Consider the following 20393-nt stretch of genomic DNA (forward strand, 5'->3'; position numbering starts at 1 on the left):
TTTACTTTGCTTTTTTATGATTTAAAGCTCCTTCAGGCTCTTGTTTTAATGTTGGTGGGAAAGCATTCAACTGACGCCAGATTTCATACCAAACTGGTACGTCGTCGAGCATTACCCAACCTGCTACACCCGAACCCATTCTTAATTGCTTTGGCCATTTTTGCTCTCCTTTAGCAATTTTAGGGACAATTAGCAATCGGTATTCGCCTTTTGTATTATCTATTCTATCAATTACTTTGACAATCCCGCCAAACGTACCTACCGTAGCCGATGGCCAACCTGAGAATACCAATGATGGCCAACCTTCAAATTGTAAACGAACTTCACGCCCTTCGGTAATCAGTGGCACATCCATTGCTTTGACATACAATTCTACAGCCATTGCTGGATTGAAAGGTTGAAGAGTACAGATAGATTCGCCTTCTTTAATGTTTTCGCCGATACCTGCTTTTAAGGCACGCACTACGTAGCCTTCTTGGGGTGCTTTGATATAATATTGATTTCTACGAATATCCACATTGGTAATTTTATTACTCAATTGTGAAATTTCATACTGACCAGCTGCCAAAGATGAATATGCAGAACTTCTATCAGACTCAGCTTTGGCTATTTTTTCAGCGTATTCAGCACCAATAGAATTGAGTTCTATTTGGGCATTGGTTAATTCTTGGCGAGAAATCGCTAATTTATTTTGCGTAGAAACCAACTTAGTTCTTGTTTCCTGCAATTTTAATTTACGCGATTCTAGTTCGCTTAGCGAAACCAACCCACCATTTTTGTACTGGTCTTCGCCCCTATCATACCTTGTTTGTGCAATATTAAATTGTACTTGTTCGGCTATTACATCCGTGCTATCAGAAGTTACTTTCAGAAAGCCCTGCTTTACTTTGTTTCTGGCTTTTTGTAAACTAAATTTCTGGTTTTGCTCTAGCGCTACAATCTGTTGCGACAAGGCGTCAATTTTAGCTTGGTAACTTGCAAGTCCAGCTTTTTTGGCGGTTAATTGTTCTTGCAAACGTGAAGGTAGCTTTGGGTCGAAATAATCATCCTTCGTTTCTGAAATTACCAATAAGGTATCTCCCCTTTCTACTAAATCGCCTTCTTTTACTAGCCATTCTTCTATTCTTCCTGATATTATATTTTGTACATTCTGTGGTCTATCTTTAGGCGTAAAAGCCGAAATATCACCTTTGCCCGTAACGTTCTGTTGCCAAGGCAAAAATAATATCAACAATAAAATCACTACGATAGCCATCAGCCAACGTTTCAGAATTACTGCCGAACGTGGTGTATGCAAGGTATTTAGCGAGTGCAATTCAAATTGCTCGTTTACCTGCTTACTGATACTTTGTTTTGATAAATTTAACATATCTTAATCTATAGCTTCTTGAAAGTTGATGTCTTTGATTAAATCTTGGTATCTGCCTTGTAATACAATTTCGCCTTCGTTCAATACGATTACTTTGTCACAAGCAGCCATTACCATAGGGTCGTTTGAAATGGTAAGGAGCGTCCAAGGATTGCCTTTATCCGTTAAAAACGCAATTGTTTTCAGCCTCTCTGCCTTATGCAATTCTCGGTAAATATCCGTAATCATCAATAGTTGAGGTTTCTCTACTACGCATCTAGCTACTGAAATTTTAGCGATAAAGCTTTCTGAAAAACGTTTCCCTCCCGCAATCATCGGCGTATTTAATCCATCAGGCAATTCAGCAATAAAATCACTTAAATTCAAACTATCCAAAGCCCACTTTACATCACTAAATTTGACACTAGAGCGACCCATAGCGATATTGTCCAACAATGAACCATCAAAGATGGCGTCTAGGGCTAAGTTTCTTTCGATAGCATCTCTGATAGAATCTAATTTTACATCTCTGATAGAGATTCCGTTGTAGGTAATGCCTCCTTCAAAATCAGTAAAAATAGCTGAAAGTATCTTTAATAATGTTTCTTTTCCAGAGCCATTTGTCCCCGTAATACAGATGCTTTCTTTAGCCTTGATTTCTAAATTAAGTTTTTTCAAGACGTGTTTCCCTCCCCCTGGGTAACGATAGCTCAAATCATTTAACTTAATTTCAAGTCCTTTAGGATTTTCATGGAAATCGATATTCAAGCCCGTTTGGCGTTCCAAGGGTAAATCGGTAACAAAACCGATTTTCTCTACGGCTGTCAATAAGTCAAAAACGGTATCTGCACCAGAAATTAATTTTTCTACCGAGTTTACCACCAAGACAATGATAATTTCAGAAGCGACAAATTGCCCTAAAGAAATTTGGCGGTCTATTACCAAAGAGGTTCCTAGAATCAACAAAACAGCCGTAACGAAGGTCTTGAAGAAAACGGCATTGCCATACAAAATCAATAGTACCTTGAAGTGTTTTTTACGGTATTTCAGGTAATTATTCACCAAGTAATCCATTCTTTGCATAGGCAAATTGGTAGAACCTGCTGATTTGAAGGCGTATAATGTACGGGCAATATCCTCTAACCACTGGGCTACCTTGTATTTGTATTTCGATTCAGCCAAGCTAGTTTCCATCCCTTTGTCTGCATTCAGATACACCACAAAAGTGACGATGGCGATAGTCAGCAAACCAAATGCAATAAAGTAAGGGTGGTACAGCGATAATAAAATCATGCCGAAGAGAATCTGAATTAAGGCGGCAGTAATATCGATTAATACTTTGGGGAGCGCTTTTTGAACATTCAGAATATCAAAAAAGCGGTTCATTAATTCTGGGGCGTATGAGCCTAATAATGCTTCTGATTTTACCCTGGGGATTCGATAAGTAAATTCAAAAGCGGCTTTCGCAAACACTCTTCTTTGTAGTACTTCTACCAAGGTTTGTTGATATATCTGTAAAATTCCAGTGATAACAACCCCTAAAATTACTACCGTTATTAATACATAAACCGAACTAAAAACTAACCCGCCAGATACTAAGCCTATAATAGCCTGAATACCCAAGGGCAGGGTTAAACTAATCATCCCTACTACGATGGCATAAATATAAATGTATCCGATGTCTTTACGTTCAGCTTTTAGCATCCTGAATAACCGCTTGGTCGGGCTCATCTGTTCTGGTGCTGGAGCATTGTCAATGTTTTCGAGCGGATACACAATCAAAAATCTCACTTTGCCATTTTGTGTACTATCGGCATGATTATTGATTTTGACAGGCTGGAAAGCTTGGTTTTCAGAGATTTCCTCTACATCCTGATTATCGACAAATTGATAAAATTGAGGTTTATTGTCTTTTAGTTTTCTGGCAGCAAAAATGATTTTAATAGGATCTTCGCTTTCATCAAAAAAAATTACAGGATGTTTATTCCCTCTGAGGAGTTCTGGGAAATCTTGCGCGCTGGCATAATTTTCTACTACTAAGAATTGTTGTTTACGGGCAGCTTGAGTAAGCGCATTAACAAATACATCAATTTCATTAGCACTAAAGGTTTTTAGTTTTGAAAGAGGCGATTGGTAAGCGAAGTTATCAAAATCAGTACCGTAAAACTCGGTTAGTTTCTTAACAATAAGGCTTAACTGAGTGGATTGCATATGTTTTGTGTTTGAGTGTGGGTAATATGATTGTCTTGTGAATAAAGAAATAACATCTAATTAATTGTCCTAACAACGAAATTAATTGCTTTGTTTAGAAAAATTCTAAATAAATTGACAAGCGGTCGAAATCAGTAATAAAACTAAGATTTATCAATAACAAATAATTCTACCAAAGTTTGTTAGTAAATTTGTTGTTCTACCTTTTCTAAAAAGTATTTAAGATATTCTGCTCCAATAATTTTTTATTTGATTTTGAACTTTTAAATTCCGTTTCCTATCTCTCTAAAGCTTCTTTTAACTTATGCTAGACGATGAAACAAAATAAGAAATATGTTCCCAAAAAAAACAATTGCTTTATTTATATTCTTGATTTTCCATTTATATAATATATACGCTTTTCAAAAAAATGATACTGACACAAGCTTGGATGTAACTCAAATCATTCAAAAGGCTATCAAGCTTGCGCCAGTTCACGACAAATCTTTTGTGAATTACGAAGCAGAAGTATTTATCCAAAATTCAGCAAAATGGAATACAATACCAAATATTTGGGAGCCTTTACTTGCTAAAGAAGGTGTAGCAGAAAAACTCGTTTATCAATCTGAGTCTTTTGCTAAATTCTATGTTAGTAGTAATAATACTTATTATTTTCAACACAAAGCGTTGAGAAATAATTATCATGCGGAGGCGCGTCCTGACAAATACGTAAACCCGAATTTCTATAAAGCTACTTTAGGTACAGATGCTATTTCTCCGCTCTCGCCAAAGGCTTTCCAATATTACGATTTTGAATTGGTAGATACTAAAATTATTAATAACGTAAAAGTTTATCACATCAAAGTTACGCCTAAACACAACAATGATGAAAAAGTATTTAGTGGGATAATATCTTTAACGGACGGGGATTTTTATCTACAAGATTTAGACCTAACCGTCAAAAACTACAATATTACTTATCATATTACCATCAATTATGCCCTTTTTAATACCCAGTGGGTTCCTCAGCAATATAAGATTGTTGCTACGGGAGCTTTGATGGGCTTTGAGGGTGACTATACTTACATGGCCAAAGTCTGGGATTATCAGGACATTGCCCATAAAATCATTCCCGATTTAATTCGTCCTGACGAAAGCGAGTTTAGTGAAATTGTGAACGTGCAAGAACGTAATTTTGAAGTGCAACAGTTCAAGCAAGTAATGTCGGCTTTGGGCACCAACCTAAAAAACCAATGGAGCGATGCCAACATTGCCTCTGGTTTGAAGCGTTATGATAAAGTTGAAATTGTACACAATGCCGAAGGGCAAAGCGATAACATTTGGGCTGACTTAAAAACGAATACCGACTTTCAGTCCTTCACGCCGAATTTACCGATTAATTCACACAACAAAAACTCGCTTCCACTACAGCCCGACGAGTTTTCGACCTACCGACAAGCCAATCAAAAATTTGGCATTGGTAGTGTATTGTTTAGCCGTTCATATTTTTGGGGAGATACCAAACGTGGGTTCTATCCTTACGAAATCTATTACAAATCTCCTGTCTTAGATTTCAACTTCAATACGGTAGAAGGCTTTGTATTTAATACGGGTGCTTTGTTTCGTTTCAGACGAAACCGATACGATTGGTTTGAGATTGACCCTACTTGGCGATATTCAGTTACTCAGAATCGTTCGATGGGTATGTTAAAGCTCCGTTGGAAAACGCAGAAAGAAGAAATAAGTATTTCAGGCGGAAAGTTTATCTCTCAATACAATGTGGATACGCCAGTAGCCCTAGATTTAAACTCGTTATCGACGCTTATTCTTAAAAAGAACTTTGTTAAAATCTATGAAAAAGACTTTGTCAATATTTCTTTCAGCGATCGTTTTTCTAATACTTTAGGCATTAAAACGTCTTTAGAATGGGCAAAGCGTTATCCTTTAGAAAATACGACAAACTACTATTGGATTAATTATGGTGGAGATGCATACTCTCCGAACTTTCCTAAAAGTCAGGAATTGCCCGATACAAAGTTTCAGAACAATGATGCCTTCTTAGCTAATTTTCAGATTAACTATCGACCTACGTTGAAAAAGCAATATCGTAATAATATTCGTTATGTAGACTTTTCGTCGTCGCCATTGATTACCTTCAAATACCGTGGTGCTATTCCTAAATTGTTTGGCAGTGAAATGGATTTCCATACGATTGAGCTAGGCATTGCACACAATTTCCCGTTAAGTATCAATACAAATTTCAATTATATTGCTCAGGCGGGTACTTTTTTAAGTGCCAAGAAAATGACTTTTGCTGACTACAAACACTTTAATGGTAACAACAATACAATTGCGATTGGGGAAGCCCTCACTACACATCGTTTGGTGGGTTTTTATGATAACTATATTTGGGGGGTAAGTAAAAAATTGATTGACCCATTTTATTTTTCTACCAATGGTTCATATATCGACATCATGACGATGTTTGGTCTTAGAAAATTTGCGTTGACGCAATCGACCCTGATACGCAACAAAGGCATCCGTGAAGACCTTTTCGCCAATTACCTTTATACTGCCAACAACAATATCCATAATATTGAAGTGGGATATGGAGTAGATGGTATCTTGAGGATTTTAAGAGTAGAAGCCGTTTTTGCCTACAACAATCGTGGAATACCGAATAAGGAATTTACAAGTTTTAATAATACGATGGTTGGCATTAGGGTATCGCTTAATTCAAGGGTTCGTGGTGGTGTCACCCCTGATTGGTGATAATACTCAACAGTTTTTTGCTAGCGAAAGCACTTATCTTCTTATTTGGATGTTAGGTGCTTTCGCTTTTTTTTGTCCCATAGTTTTATACACTTTTGCTTCAAATAATAAATAAAATATAAGCATCTTCTGATTATATCATAACTTACTATAACTTTAGCAAACAATCATAATCTATATCATTTTACCCCATGAAACAGTTAATCGAAATAGCTAATCAACTTCATAACCTAGAAAAAAAAACAGAAAAAGCTTCTCATTCCTCGCTTTATGCTCGTCATCTTCAACGAATCCGACAAGCCCTTATTGAAATGGATATTACTTACCATTCTCCAGAAGGTGAAAAATATACTGATACCAGAACTGATATTGAAGCCAGTTTAACAGGAGAGCCTTCGGAGAATATGCGAATCACGGAGGTAATCAAGCCTATCGTAATGCAAGATGGCAAAATTCTTCAAAGGGGCATCGTTATCGTTGAGAGTTAAGTAAGCGTCGTGAACTGTCATTAACACGGTTTAGCATCCTGATGTATGTGCTTTTATTTACGCACCGCCTTCGTTTACATAGACCATTGATTTTCAATAAAATAGAACACACAAGTAAGATAATTATACATTGAAGCTGTTTAAACTTTACCCATGCAAACAATTAATTTTGGAATAGATTTAGGTACTACAAACTCTTTGATTGCTCGTTTTACAGGAGCTAATGTTGAAGTTTATAAAAACCCTATAGGCTTAAAAGAAACCCTTCCAAGTTGTGTAGCTTTCCGAGGCGAAAGGACTATCATCGGAGAAAAAGCGAGAGAATGGCTTTTGAAAGATTCTTTAAATGTTTTTACGAGTTTTAAACGTAAAATGGGTACAGATGAAAACTATTATATTCCTTCGCTTAGTGATAACAAGTCACCCATCGAGCTATCTGCTTTAGTATTAAAAGAATTAAAGAATTTCATTCATAATGGTGAAATACCTAACGCTGTTGTCATTACTATTCCTGCAAGTTTTGATACCATTCAGAGCAATGCCACTAAACAGGCAGGTTATGAAGCGGGTTTTAAAGAAGTAGTACTGCTACAAGAGCCTATTGCCGCTTCTTTAGCATTTTTCAATAAATACCGTGCATCAGAAAAAGAAACAGGCAAATGGTTGGTTTATGATTTAGGAGGTGGAACATTTGATGTTGCCTTGGTAGGAATAGATAATAGCGAGCTACGTGTGCTTGACCATCAGGGAGATAATTATTTAGGAGGCATTGACTTTGACCATAGTTTAGTCATGAATGTTATTATTCCTAAACTAGTAGCCCAAACAGGAAACACGGGATTAATAGACTATATACATACCAAGAATAGTATCTATGAGAAGCTTTATCATGTACTTTTATTAAAAGCCGAAGAAGCCAAAAAAGAACTAAGTTCGCGCCTAACTACTGAAATTGAATTTGCTTATACTTCTCCAGATGGGATTGAAGAGGATATTTACATCATTATCAGTAGAGAAGAACTGAATGGTGTAATCAGCAATAAAGTTGATGCTACGTTATTGATGTTAGAAGTAATTTTAGATAGAAATCATCTATTAGCTTCAGATATAGAGGAAATTATTATGATAGGTGGTAGCACTTATATTCCCTACATCTACGAGACCATTACTGAAAAAACGAACATCAAAGTAAACAGAAATGCTGACCCGACAACGGCCGTAGTAGTGGGTGCTGCTTATTTTGCGGGAAATAAGCCAAGCGTCGAAAAAAAAGTAACTGTCATTGAGAAAGAGTCTTTTGATAATATAACGATACAAACAGGCTATACAGCTACTACTAAGGACCACGAAGAGTATATTACTGCAAGCGTTACTAATTTTAAAGAAGGTTTGTTTTATCGAATTACCCGTAATGATGGTGGTTTTGATTCAGGGATAAAAAAACTCACACCTAAGTTTGGAGAGTTTGTTTTACTATTACCTAACTGTATTAATTCATTTCAAATAAAAGTTTTTGATGATACAAACACTCCTATTGAAGTCTTAGTTGACGAGGTTCATATCTCCCAAGGATTGTTTAATTTATACGGACAGCCATTACCAGAGGACATTTGTATTGAGATTGATGATTTGAATAATAACTCAACAAAATGTCAGGTCATTTTTACTAGAAATAGTATTCTGCCACTTACTAAAACGATTTACCGAGAAATTAGTCGTACAATAAAAAAGGGCTCTGATGATTCCTTAATCATTAATTTGATGGAAGGTGACGCCAATCAACACCCAAGTACGAATAAAGTAATTGGTGTGATTGAAATAAAGGCTGAGAAATTGGTTAGTGACTTAGTGAAAGGGTCGGATGTAGAGATAAAAATAGAGATGAGCGAGTCGCGTGATATATCTATCAGTACGCATTTAAGTATGACTGACCAACAATTTGAAGAAGTATTCAGTCCTACAAAAAGATATGTGAGTATTGCAAAACTCAGAGACGAAATTCATGAGTTAAGAGGGCAACTTGAACTAGATTTAAGTAAAGCTGTAAAAAATGAGGAATTTGAATTGGCGGCTCATCTACAAGATAAAGTGGAACAAGCGAGGGATTTGTATATACAAGCAAAAACATTGAAGGCAGATTTTTATACCGATGAAAAATATCAACTATATGAAGCAAAAAGAAAACTAGCAAAAGAACTCTATACCAATGGTACAGTAAACAATAGAATCTTTCAAATCAAAGAGCGATATTATGATTTGATGGAGACCTTGCAGTCGTGGTTGCAAAACATAGATGATATACCCCAAAAATATCAAGTTGATGCTACCAAATTAAAAGAAGATGAAATAAGAATCATGCGTAGTAATAATTATTATTTAATAGAGGGGCATTATCAAAAAACCATACGACTAAACAATAATGTTATTTTTTACACTCCTACTCTGCTTGTGCATTTTTACCATACTTATGCCTCATTATCCCCTGATGAATATACCGATTATGGTGCTGCAAAAAAAGAAATCAATCGTGGTGAAAAAGCCCTTGAAAGGCAAAATTACATAGACCTAAGAAGTGTATTAATGTTGCTTGTAAGCCTGACTAAAAATTCTGAGATATTAGAAACCAAAATTAAAGGAACTGGACTTGGTTGACAATTAATGAAACATAGTAATCAATATCCATTAAAGCAATATTTTTTCATTCATTGTAAATAACTGTCAATTAGATACTTGACATGACAAAACAATAGCAAACCGTTCACCAATCACTATTTACTAATAACTACTTAGTAAGATAAATACCTCAATCACTTTTTAACAACTATGCCATATCAATCACCACTCCACATACTTGACAGTTTAAATATTGAACCCGATGAACTTGTAGTTGAGGATATAAACAGACTAAGGAAGAAAATATTAGCAGAATTCAGCTTAAGTACAGACATTAGTATCAAGATAAATGATAAATCTTATACGAAAGATGAAGTACTGAAAATAATTGACCAACTCAAGGAAGTAGATAATTTATCACTTCAAAAAGAAATTTTCAAGCGTAAACCTATTTTAGATTGGTTAGAAAACCCTACAACATACATATTTCCTGCGGATTCGTTAAATGACTTATTGCAGGATTATCCTTCAAATGATTGGCTTCAAAATACTATACAAGAAGCTGCCTTGGAATATGTTAAACTAAATTTCAGAAAAAGGCTTTTTGAAAAACATGTAGCAGTATTTGATTTACTAAATACTTTTGATGAAAAGAATAGCTATGCTGTGTATGACTATCTCTATCTTGAGATTATACAAATAATAGAAGACATCGATGAAGCCATAAAGTCTCCAAACATTAGAACTAACAAAGAGGCATTTGATTTTATTTCTGAACCAATCTGGACAGACTTCTTGAATAATTTACCACCTTATTTTGAAGAGATACGGAATAAATACTGTTACATCATCATCGAATACACAGTAGCAATACAACGTAAAGATAGAGAATGGACTTATGAAATCAGTACTCAATTGAATCAAACCATCTGTGATGATTCAATCAAAGAGGTTATTTCAAAAAACCATCAGATATATTCAGATAATTATCATAATGAAAACAAGACTGACAAAAGTTATAACTGGATATATTGGGTGATTGTTGTTTTGGTGAATATAGCACGAATAAATTCATGCTCAAATCATTCTTCGAGCAGTAGTAGCACATATACGCCTCCTCCTTCTCAAACTTTTCAAGCTCCTAGTAGTTATGGTGAGGCACAACAGTATGGTGAGACCCAACAGAATAATACTAGCATTAAAATACCAGCGAATACCTACTATATCCTGCAAATTCAAGAATATCAGAAAACATTGTTAAAAAATAAGTTTGATAAAAGTGGCTCTGTAATATATGGTAAAAATGGGCAAAATTTAGTTTCGAATCTAAATGATGGCAACCTTGAAGAACAGATTGACACTAAGGAAAAATATAATCCGCAAACAGTTACTATAAAAAACGAAACCGATTATGATGTAATTGTTTTCAAAGCTGGTTGTAATGCCAACAGGAGTTATTTTGTTGAACACAAAAATAGTTTCTACTTAGAATGTTGTGAGGGAGATGTACTGTTTTTCTATTTTGGTAAAAAATGGAAACTAGTTTCAAGCATATCTCTTGATGCTCAAACGAACAAGAAAATATTTTTTCAGGGATATTTCTCTGAACCACACAAGAATAGTATAGCTACTTTTTTGAAACAATATACCGTTACATCAACCAATGCAAATTCATCTATCTTGTTTAATAATGATAAACTCGACAGAGGGGTGTTCCCAGAAGTTAAAAATATCGAATTAAGAGAGAATGACTCTTCTATACTTTTTCAATGAGATAGTCAAAGGGCTTTTTACCTGTATTAATTCTGTTTAGCAAATATTTGTTAGCAATCATCTAAAAACAGACAAGTAAATCATTTTAAAGTACTATTTTTATACTATCTAAGAACATTCATTATCTCTAATTTTTAAATCGTCAAAATATGAAAAATATAGTCCGTTTAAGTTTACTTTTCGTTTTTGTATTATCTATAAATTCTTCGTTTTCACAGGTAACGCTTAAAAAGTTATGGGAAAGCGATACTACCAGCTTGCTTACGCCTGAATCAATCTTGTTTGAGCCTAAATCAAAAACAGTGTTTGTTTCTTGTATCAACGGTGGGCCAGCCGCTACTAACTCAAACAGTTATATTGCCAAAGTAGATTTGAATGGAAAGGTTACTCAACAAAAATTCACTGAAAACTTGCAATCGACTAAAGGCTTGGGGTTTTTGGATGGAAAGCTGTATGTCACTGAGATTTTTAAATTGGTAGAAATCGATGCTAAGTCTGGAAAAGTATTGAACAAATACGACGTGCCAGATGCGAAGTTCTTGAACGATATTGGTGTAGATACGAAAAACAAAATCGTTTATTTCACAGATATGCGTTCGGATAGACTTTGGAAATTAGATAAAGGTCAGATTGTAAAAGTAGTTGAAGGAGCACCATTGAAAAGTCCCAATGGATTATTCTTTGAAAATGGTAAGTTGATTGCCGGCAATGGTGATGGTAAAATATTGGCTTATGATTTACAGTCACAACAATTTTCAACAATTGCTGAAGGAATGGGCGGTATTGATGGTATTTTAACAGATGGCAAAAAAGGATATTTTGCATCTGAATGGAGAGGAAAAGTTTGGCATATCAACACAGAAGGAAAAACACAATTATTACTCGACTTTGTTGATGCAAAAGTAAACACGGCAGATTTTGAGTATATTCCAAGTAAAAAACTATTAATCATCCCCACTTTCTTGAAAAATAAGATAATGGCTTATTCGGTAGAATAGCTTTAAGCAATAGGCTGTAGGCAATAAGCTTTAAAATCAGTCTAAATTAGCTCTTAAAAAAGCATCGGGCTTAATTACCAACTTAAAGCTTAAGGCCTACTGCATACAGCCTAAAGCTTAAATAAAAAAATTAAAAATATGGCAAAGTATAATCTATTAATAAACGGCAAAAAGTATAATGTAGATGCTGACGCCGACACTCCCCTTTTGTGGGTTATTCGCGATTATGTAGGATTGAAAGGTACTAAATTTGGTTGTGGCATGGCACTTTGTGGTGCCTGCACTGTCCACTTAGACGGTCAACCTATTCGTTCTTGTTCAACGCCAATCTCAACAGTAAAGGCGACCAACAAAATAACGACTATCGAAGGCATTTCAGCAAATACTGATAGTGCCGTTCAGAAAGCATGGATTGAAGAACAAGTGCCACAATGTGGTTACTGTCAGTCGGGACAAATTATGTCGGCTGTGGCATTATTAAAAGAAAAAAGTAACCCCACAGATTCCGAAATAGATGATGCGATGTCTGGAAACATTTGTCGTTGTGGTACTTATCCACGTATCCGTAAGGCCATCCATAGGGCAGCTGAATTGATGCACGAAGGAACGAACTCTACTGGTAAGTAATCTTTAAACCACACGAACATGACACAGAATAACTCACGCAGAGACTTCATAAAAGCCAGTACGATATTGGCAATAGGCTTTTCTTTTTCATCTATTGGAAAAGCAGAAAGTCTTCACAAAATTGATACTACTGCCGCTGCATTAGGAATAGAATTAGACCCATACATTTTGATTAATGATGATGGTAAGATTATTCTTTTCAATGCACGCCCTGATATGGGACAAGGTACTTACCAAGCGCTTCCGCTATTGATTGCCGAAGAATTGGAAGTAACCTTAGATCAAGTAGAAATCCGTAATACGGACGGGCAAGGGAAATATGGTGCTCAACTTTCGGGCGGGTCGTCTTCGGTTCGTACACGTTGGCTACCAATGCGTAAGGCAGGGGCTGCGGTAAAAGAAATGTTGATTACGGCTGCTAGCAAAAAATGGCAAGTACCTACTACAGAATGTTATGCCCAAGCAGGCAAGGTTTTTCATAAACCCTCAGGTAAATCGTATACGTATGGAGAATTGGTAGAAGAGGCCTCTAAATTAGAAGTGCCTAAAAACCCAAAACTAAAGAGTCCTAAAGAGTTTAAACTGTTAGGGAAATCAGTGCCTCGTCCAGAGATTCCTTCAAAGGTAAATGGAACAGCTATTTTTGGCATAGATTCAGAAATTCCGGGAATGTTGTTTGCCAGCATCGAACGCTCACCAACTATTCATGGCAAAGTTGTAAACTTTGATAGTTCGGTAGCCATGAAGGTAAAAGGCGTAAAACACGTGCTGAAATCAGAACGTAAGATGCCACACAAAGCCGTAGAAACGGTAGCAGTCATTGCTGATACCTATTGGGGAGCATTGAAAGGACGAAGAGCATTGAAAATCACTTGGGATGCTCAGGGTTCAGATAAAATCTCAACCGATGCATACTTTGAAAACTTACGTACTTTAGCCAAAACCGAAGGACAAGAGTATAAAAAAGAAAAAGTCGGCGACTTTAACAAAGGTTTTGAAGCAGCCAATAAAAAAATTGAAGCCCAATACGAAACACCTTTCTTGGCTCATGCGCCACTTGAACCTGAAAATGCTACAGTTTGGGTACAAGGCGATAAAGTAGAGGTTTGGGCACCTATTCAAGGGCCAGATGGATTGATTCCGCAATTAGCTCAATATTTGAATATCAAGCCCGAAAATGTAAAAGTGAATGTGCCTTTTATGGGCGGTGCTTTTGGCAGAAAAGCCTATTTTGATTACGTAATGGAAGCGGCTAATTTGTCAAAACAAATCAAAGCTCCCGTAAAAGTAATTTGGACACGCGAAGACGATACTACACAAGGGCCATTCCGCCCCGGTATGCTTTCGGCGATGCAAGGGGGGTTGGATGAAAAAGGTAATGTTGTGGCAGTGAATCATAAAATTGTAGGTAGCTCTATTCAGCACCAAGTATTTGGTAATCCATTGAAAAATGCGCCAGATGATTGGGCGATTGAAACGGCTAATACCGAAGATAGTCCTTATGATTTTACCAATAGAAAAGCTAGTTTCCATTTAGCAGAAACTGACATTCCTATACTTTGGTGGCGTTCGGTATATTCTTCTACTACTGCTTTCGGACAAGAATCCTTTATAGACGAATTAGCCCATGCTGCTAATATAGACCCATTGGCTTTCCGTTTGGATATGTTGGCAGATGCTACAAGGTTCAGTAGAGTATTGCAAACGTTAGCCAAGAAAGCAAATTATCACCAGAAACTTCCAGAAAACCAAGCGATAGGTATTGCCATTGCTCGCTCTTTTGGCACTATTGTCGCCCATGCTGTAACGGTATCTAAGAATGGTAAGGGCGTTAAAATAGACAAAGTAGTTTCGGTAATCGACTGCGGTATGACGGTAAACCCTGATAATATCAAAGCTCAAACTGACGGGAATATCGTGATGGGTTTGACTGCTGCTATCAAAAACGGTATTACCTTCAAAGATGGTATGGCCGAACAAAGCAATTTCCATCAATACAATGTTTTGAGGTTCAGTGAAATGCCTAAAACAGAAGTTCATATTATTGATAACGAAGAAGCGCCGGGTGGTGTAGGCGAACCAGGTTTACCGCCTTTTGCTCCTGCCCTTTGCAATGCAATCTATAATTTAACAGGCAAAAGAATAAGAACTTTACCTTTTGATATTGATAATATTGGGTAAGTAATTGTTAAATAAAAGAATCGAGTATGCTAAGGGTAATATCATTAGCATACTCGATTCTTTTATTTTGAAAAATTTAATTATCGTTTAAATATTTGATGTTTCATTCTGAACAGCAAGAACAAAATCAATAGAAATATTATTGTAATCTGCTATTTCTTCAATTGAAAGTTTACCATATTTTAGGGCTTTCTTAATGGCTTCCTTTTTATCAGCCAAACGAATTTCTTCAATTTTTTTATTTTCATTTTTTACTGCTAAGGCATTTGCAGAAATAGCCATTTCATAGGCAAGTTTTTGTTCTGCCGTCATAGCCCGCAAATCTACTTCATGAATGGCTTTTTTAAGCCACTCTTCATCCCAAAAAGTAGGAAATTGAGAGGTATCTGTAACAGTATGTAAATTTTTCATTGTATAAATCAGTTTATCCAAATCTGTTTGTATGTCAAATAACTGCTTTGTGAATTTACTTAACTCTAATGTTACAAACGTCATTTGATTATCAATAATTTCATTTTTATGATTTCTTAGTACTGCTATATTATGATAATCTTCAATTAAAGGGAAAATATTTTTTGCTAAAATACCGATACAATATATCTTAGGCAGGTTCTCAAATTTATATGCTCCTTTTTTTACCATCGTATTAAAACGATGTAAAGCATAAAATTTCATTCGCTGAATAAATTCAGGATATTCACTCAATTGCATCTCTACAATAAAATGATTTCCATTTTCATCAACACAAGCTATATCATAAATGCCACTTCTGCTGTCAACTGTGATAGCTGATATTTCATTTTTGAAAAATTTAATTTCTCTTATTGATAGATTAGAGCTGATTAATGCTTGTAATGCCTTCTTTAAAAAAGTAGTATCCGTTTCATTGCCAAATGTCACTTTGAAGCCATAGTCGGACAGAATCGAAATAAATCTTTCATTATCATTATAGATATCCATATATCTTTTTTTTTTAGTGTAGAACAGATTAATCTAAAGAAACGCTTACATAAAAATAAAAATTTATAATGAATTTTTAAAAATATGCTGTAGAAATTTATGAATCTACACAATATAATAATCTTAGATTTAAGTAATAAGTAATGGTGTGCTTTGAACAAGTAATGAGTTGGACAAATAAGTCTTTTTTGCCTTTATCTAAGTTTGTGACAAAAACCTTCTTCAAACAATAAAAACCTGATAACCCAATACTTGAAAACTAAATACGGCATCGCTATGAACCAGTAAATAGCAATGTATCAAAGGGAAATAGCAAGCTACAAAAGCAAGGAAAAATGTATTTAAACCCATCACGATGGCATTTGTCAAATGAAATAAGAAGCCAACTATGATAAAACAGATAAATACATGTTGATTGCAAAATATGCAGATAAAAAATAGCGCCTCCCAACCAAAAACGACCCACGATAATACTTGTGATATTTTAATATTTTGAGACAACAACGTATATACATTCTCATTTCCATAAATATCATTTCCCATAATGCCAACTAATGCTTCACCATTCCTCCACACTTTGGCAGTCAGTTTTGCGTAACCTGAGATAAAATAGCTAAATAGTAGCTGTAATGTAATAAATGTAAATGCTATATGTCTTATGATAACGGTATTGTGGAGGTAAATAAAAAACAAACAAGTAGCAATAATGAAGATTACTTGATCAGAACCATCCATCCCATAAGCACTTCTTGCTGAAAAAATCAACAAACACATTGACATCATAAAATAGCACAAAATCAATAGTAGCTCAATGTCAGTAACGATAGAAATTATTGAACCAATAAGAAAAACAATGGTTACTATTTTTATTCCTTTCTCAGCACATAGTTGATTAAATATAGGTATTTTTATAAAGATAGGATGCCTTAATTGCAACACTTCCCAACTCAATAAATCATGCGTTGGCTTTTTATATAACAGTTTTTCTAGGGCATAAACAATACTACAGACGCCACAGATTAATCTTGTTAAGCTAAGTATTTCTAGTTGGATGCTCATCTTTTATTAAATGCAATTTTGATAACAATAATAATTCCGATTTTTCAAGCTTGTTGATAGAACAGCTCGTCATCAAAGCAAACTGTATGAACAGGCATTTGTCATTGTTGTTGGCTTGAGTAACGTAGTTGAGTATCGTTAAATACGCAATTGAACCAACTATTACATTTTCTTGGTCTCTGTTTGTAGTGGCTACATTAGCCAACTCAATAGTGATATCCAAGAATGATTTTCTGGTTTTTCGCCCTGGATTCCAGACAGCATCTAGTAACCTTCTAGGGGGTATTATTTGTATTTCACGCCAAGCAGCACTTTCGCCATTACTCAAAAACTCTCGACATAAAATATGATAGTTATTCTTGATAGGCGTCGGACAGAAAAAACGCCAATCAGGAATAATACCAAAGGGGTCTTTGATTCTCAGCTTGTAATTACCCGTTAATGGAAAATGAAAAATAACGGTTAATACAAGCCAAGACGAAAAGAATAAGAGGATGATATATTCATAAATATCCATCAAACAACTATCTTAATATTTATGAACTAGAAAGTTTCTGCGAATCTTTAATATTTCGGAGGCAGCAGCCGACACCGAGATTTGCTTTAAAACGGCATCAGGCAAGTGCACTTCGTAAGGGTCAAAAGCATAGTTTGGTATCACAAAATCTTCATTTCTATGAGGGCAACAAATACCCGTAGCCAGACTAACTGCTGCGGCAATGGCAATTAAAGCAGTAGCAAAACCTTTTGGATTGGTACCAATATTTAACTCAAATTGGTTTTCAGGTAATTGTTTAAGAATATCTGCTTCGGCTTTCGTTAAATTAGGCTCATGCAACACAATAAAACATTGAAGCTCTTCTTTTAAGTTTTCTTTGCTATAATGCTGTATTAATTTAAAGCCTTCTTCTAAAATTCCTCCGCCATTATAGGGAAAGGATGCTCCGACTACTTTAATTTTTTCAGGTATAAAAAAACCTTCTAACAATGTTTTTCCTCCATATCTGACAGAGGCAAGCAAATTTTGCTTTTTTTGTAAGAGTACTGCCTCTTCCAGTGCTATTTCTTTGATGTCACTAAATTGTTTGATAAATTTTTCAACAATGGTTTGTTCGGCACCAACACCTGACTTTAGGTATTTGTATATTTCATCCAACAGCGGTTCTCCTTTTTTAGCCATAAATAATGTTGCCGTTCCCTGTTGGGTTAACAATATTTTGCTTTTTTTAATATCAGGTTTGTAGTTCAAAATCTCTATGCTAGAAGATTTCAACGCTCTTGATTCTGTTTCAATTGTAGCCAATCTCAATAGTTCTAAGGTTTCCATGTTTGTATGTTTTAATTGTTTTAAGATGCATAAATCTATAACATGGCGTTTTTAGCATTTTTATGAATACATTATACGTCATGATAACTCATAAGATCAATTAAAATAAAAGAAGTTTGTTTTCAACAGTTTGCTCAAACTCTTTGTGGACGTGGCTTATTTAAAGAAGTGGTCTTTGAAACTTTTAGGAGATATAATACATATTCATATATGTATATAGTCATTCGTCCCCATTTAACTGCGGATGTCTATTTTTTGTAGTAGTGAATTGGCATTACAAACATAGAATAATAATGTAATAACCAACAAGGAATCAGTCAGAAAATCGGTTGATTTTTATTAAGCGGTAGTTTTGCTACGATTTGAAGCTTCATAACGTAATTAATTTAAATAGGTTCCGTAGCGGTAACCTTTACGGTTACCGTCTGATTGATATAATAAACGGTAACCGCAAGGGTTACCGCTACATAGAATGTTTTAAATAATAATGGTATTAAAATTCAATTGGATTTAATACTCCAATGATTGTTAAATCTTTGCTCAATCCTAATGCACCAATCCAGCCTCCGCGTTTTCGCCAATCTCCACTTCGTGCTTAATTGTTCTTTTTCCTACTAAATATACAATATTAGCAATTGATGCCGACCCTGCCATGGCGGCTATCATCGGTAAGGTAGATGGTTCGTCGAACATACTAATTACTACTGAAATCAGTGAACCCATTCCCATTTGTATCGCTCCCATCAAAGCTGATGCTGTTCCTGCTTTTTTTGAAAACGGTGCTAATGAAAGAGCAGCCATATTTGGATTGGCAAAACCAATACAAGAAAGAAATAGGAAAAGCATAAAAATAGTAATGCCTAGATTGAGCCAGTCGTTATAAGAAGCCACTAAGAAAATAAAACCTATTAATAACTGAGTTCGAAGGGCTACAGGAATAATTTGCTCGCTCTTAAACCTACGAAGCACCAAATTATTCAACTGACTAGCGCCAATAAAACCGATAGACAAGAAGGCAAATATCCAACCATATACTTGTTCGTTTACCTTAAAGACACTCATGAATATCATAGGCGAACCCGAAACGTAAGCGAATAAGCCTGCAAAAGAGATGGCACCTGTTAAGGCATACGTATAAAACTGTGGCTCTACAATAACCGAAATAAAATCACGGATGATAGGCTCAGGTTTTAAAGAATGTGAAGGATCTGGTTTAAAACTATTAGGTAACCAAAGTATTACTGCTAATAAAAGTACTGCCCCAATAATGCTAAGGATAATAAACACTGCTTGCCAACCAAAATTAGCGGTAACGATACCCCCTACTGTAGGTGCTACCATTGGCGATACACCCAACACCAACATCAATAAAGAAAACACTTTGGCACTATCTTGCACAGGGAAAAGGTCGCGTACCATCGCTACTGAGGCAACAGTAGCTACACAAGCACCGATGGCTTCGATGAATCTAAGTACAATTAGGCTATCGATATTTTTAACCCAAATACAAGCTATAGAAGCCAATATATATAGCGAGAGACCAAAGTATAATGGTTTTTTTCTACCAAAATGGTCGAGCAAGGGACCATAAAGTAGTTGTCCTGCTGAAATACCAATGAAAAAACCTGATAGTGTAAGCGATACTTTCGCAGGAGTTGTGTCTAAATCTTTGGCAATGGCCGGAAAACCCGGCAAATACATATCAATAGAAAAAGGGGCTAAGGCCGTTAGGCTACCAAGTATCAGAATAAGGGAATAGTAAGTTCTTTTAGTCATTTTTTATCAATTGAGTGAATGAGTGATTTGTGAATAATATTTTCACATTCAATAAATTTCACATCAGTATTATGGCTTTTTATTTTGATTTATCATGTTAATAATCACTCAGCCTTCAATGAAGTCTCAAAATTACTAAGAAGATTTGGATTGCTCTGCTGTTTAGATAGTTTAATGTATTATTAACAGTTAGTGATTGAGTGAATTAGTGAATTAGTGAGTTAGTGAGTTAGTGAGTTAGTGATTGAGTGAGTTGTGATTTAGTGAGTTTTGAGTTGTAT

General features: G+C 35.4%; 14 protein-coding genes. 7 read left to right on the forward strand and 7 right to left on the reverse strand.

Annotated elements, in window-relative coordinates; all coding sequences use genetic code 11:
- Window position 1: 1 nt before the first annotated feature.
- Window positions 2-1369: an HlyD family secretion protein gene (locus VB264_RS16300; RefSeq protein WP_323250905.1), complete on the reverse strand. Its 1368-nt coding sequence runs from the start codon at window positions 1367-1369 to the stop codon at window positions 2-4.
- A 3-nt stretch (window positions 1370-1372) separates the two neighbouring features.
- On the reverse strand, window positions 1373-3559 hold the full coding sequence (locus VB264_RS16305; protein WP_323250908.1) for a peptidase domain-containing ABC transporter: 2187 nt from the start codon (window positions 3557-3559) through the stop codon (window positions 1373-1375).
- A 333-nt stretch (window positions 3560-3892) separates the two neighbouring features.
- Here VB264_RS16305 and VB264_RS16310 point away from each other — a divergent pair, with 333 nt between their 5' ends.
- From VB264_RS16310 to VB264_RS16340, 7 genes are all read left to right on the forward strand, one after another.
- On the forward strand, window positions 3893-6310 hold the full coding sequence (locus VB264_RS16310; RefSeq protein ID WP_323250909.1) for a DUF5686 family protein: 2418 nt from the start codon (window positions 3893-3895) through the stop codon (window positions 6308-6310).
- A gap of 191 nt (window positions 6311-6501) precedes the next feature.
- The gene (locus VB264_RS16315; RefSeq protein WP_323250911.1) at window positions 6502-6798 is read left to right on the forward strand and encodes a hypothetical protein; all 297 of its coding nucleotides are present in this window, start codon (window positions 6502-6504) and stop codon (window positions 6796-6798) included.
- A gap of 153 nt (window positions 6799-6951) precedes the next feature.
- Window positions 6952-9450 (forward strand): Hsp70 family protein, encoded by a 2499-nt coding sequence (locus tag VB264_RS16320; RefSeq protein ID WP_323250913.1) that lies wholly within the window; start codon window positions 6952-6954, stop codon window positions 9448-9450.
- A 171-nt stretch (window positions 9451-9621) separates the two neighbouring features.
- A complete protein-coding gene (locus tag VB264_RS16325) occupies window positions 9622-11184 on the forward strand; it encodes a hypothetical protein (protein WP_323250915.1) in 1563 nt (520 codons plus the stop codon).
- A 149-nt stretch (window positions 11185-11333) separates the two neighbouring features.
- Window positions 11334-12182 carry an SMP-30/gluconolactonase/LRE family protein gene (locus VB264_RS16330; RefSeq protein ID WP_323250917.1) on the forward strand — a complete coding sequence of 283 codons (849 nt, stop codon included), beginning with the start codon at window positions 11334-11336 and terminating at the stop codon, window positions 12180-12182.
- Window positions 12183-12320: 138 nt separating this feature from the next.
- Window positions 12321-12809, forward strand: a complete 489-nt coding sequence (locus VB264_RS16335) for a (2Fe-2S)-binding protein (RefSeq protein ID WP_323250919.1) — start codon at window positions 12321-12323, stop codon at window positions 12807-12809.
- 18 nt (window positions 12810-12827) lie between these two features.
- On the forward strand, window positions 12828-14990 hold the full coding sequence (locus VB264_RS16340) for a xanthine dehydrogenase family protein molybdopterin-binding subunit (protein WP_323250921.1): 2163 nt from the start codon (window positions 12828-12830) through the stop codon (window positions 14988-14990).
- 87 nt (window positions 14991-15077) lie between these two features.
- Here the strand turns inward: VB264_RS16340 and VB264_RS16345 are convergent, their stop codons facing one another.
- The 5 genes from VB264_RS16345 to VB264_RS16365 form a co-directional block, all read right to left on the reverse strand.
- Window positions 15078-15950, reverse strand: a complete 873-nt coding sequence (locus VB264_RS16345; protein WP_323250923.1) for an Rpn family recombination-promoting nuclease/putative transposase — start codon at window positions 15948-15950, stop codon at window positions 15078-15080.
- 222 nt (window positions 15951-16172) lie between these two features.
- Entirely contained in the window at window positions 16173-17009 is an 837-nt protein-coding gene (locus tag VB264_RS16350; RefSeq protein ID WP_323250925.1) for a hypothetical protein, read from the reverse strand.
- Entirely contained in the window at window positions 16984-17526 is a 543-nt protein-coding gene (locus tag VB264_RS16355; RefSeq protein WP_323250927.1) for a hypothetical protein, read from the reverse strand. Before VB264_RS16355 ends, VB264_RS16350 begins: the two co-directional genes overlap by 26 nt.
- Window positions 17527-17538: 12 nt before the next feature.
- Window positions 17539-18336, reverse strand: coding sequence for a hypothetical protein (locus VB264_RS16360; protein ID WP_323250929.1), 798 nt, complete (start codon window positions 18334-18336; stop codon window positions 17539-17541).
- Window positions 18337-18882: 546 nt separating this feature from the next.
- Window positions 18883-20112: a multidrug effflux MFS transporter gene (locus tag VB264_RS16365; RefSeq protein WP_323250931.1), complete on the reverse strand. Its 1230-nt coding sequence runs from the start codon at window positions 20110-20112 to the stop codon at window positions 18883-18885.
- Window positions 20113-20393 lie beyond the last annotated feature (281 nt).

The sequence above is a fragment of the Arcicella aquatica genome, from assembly GCF_034928825.1.
GTDB lineage: Bacteria > Bacteroidota > Bacteroidia > Cytophagales > Spirosomataceae > Arcicella > Arcicella aquatica.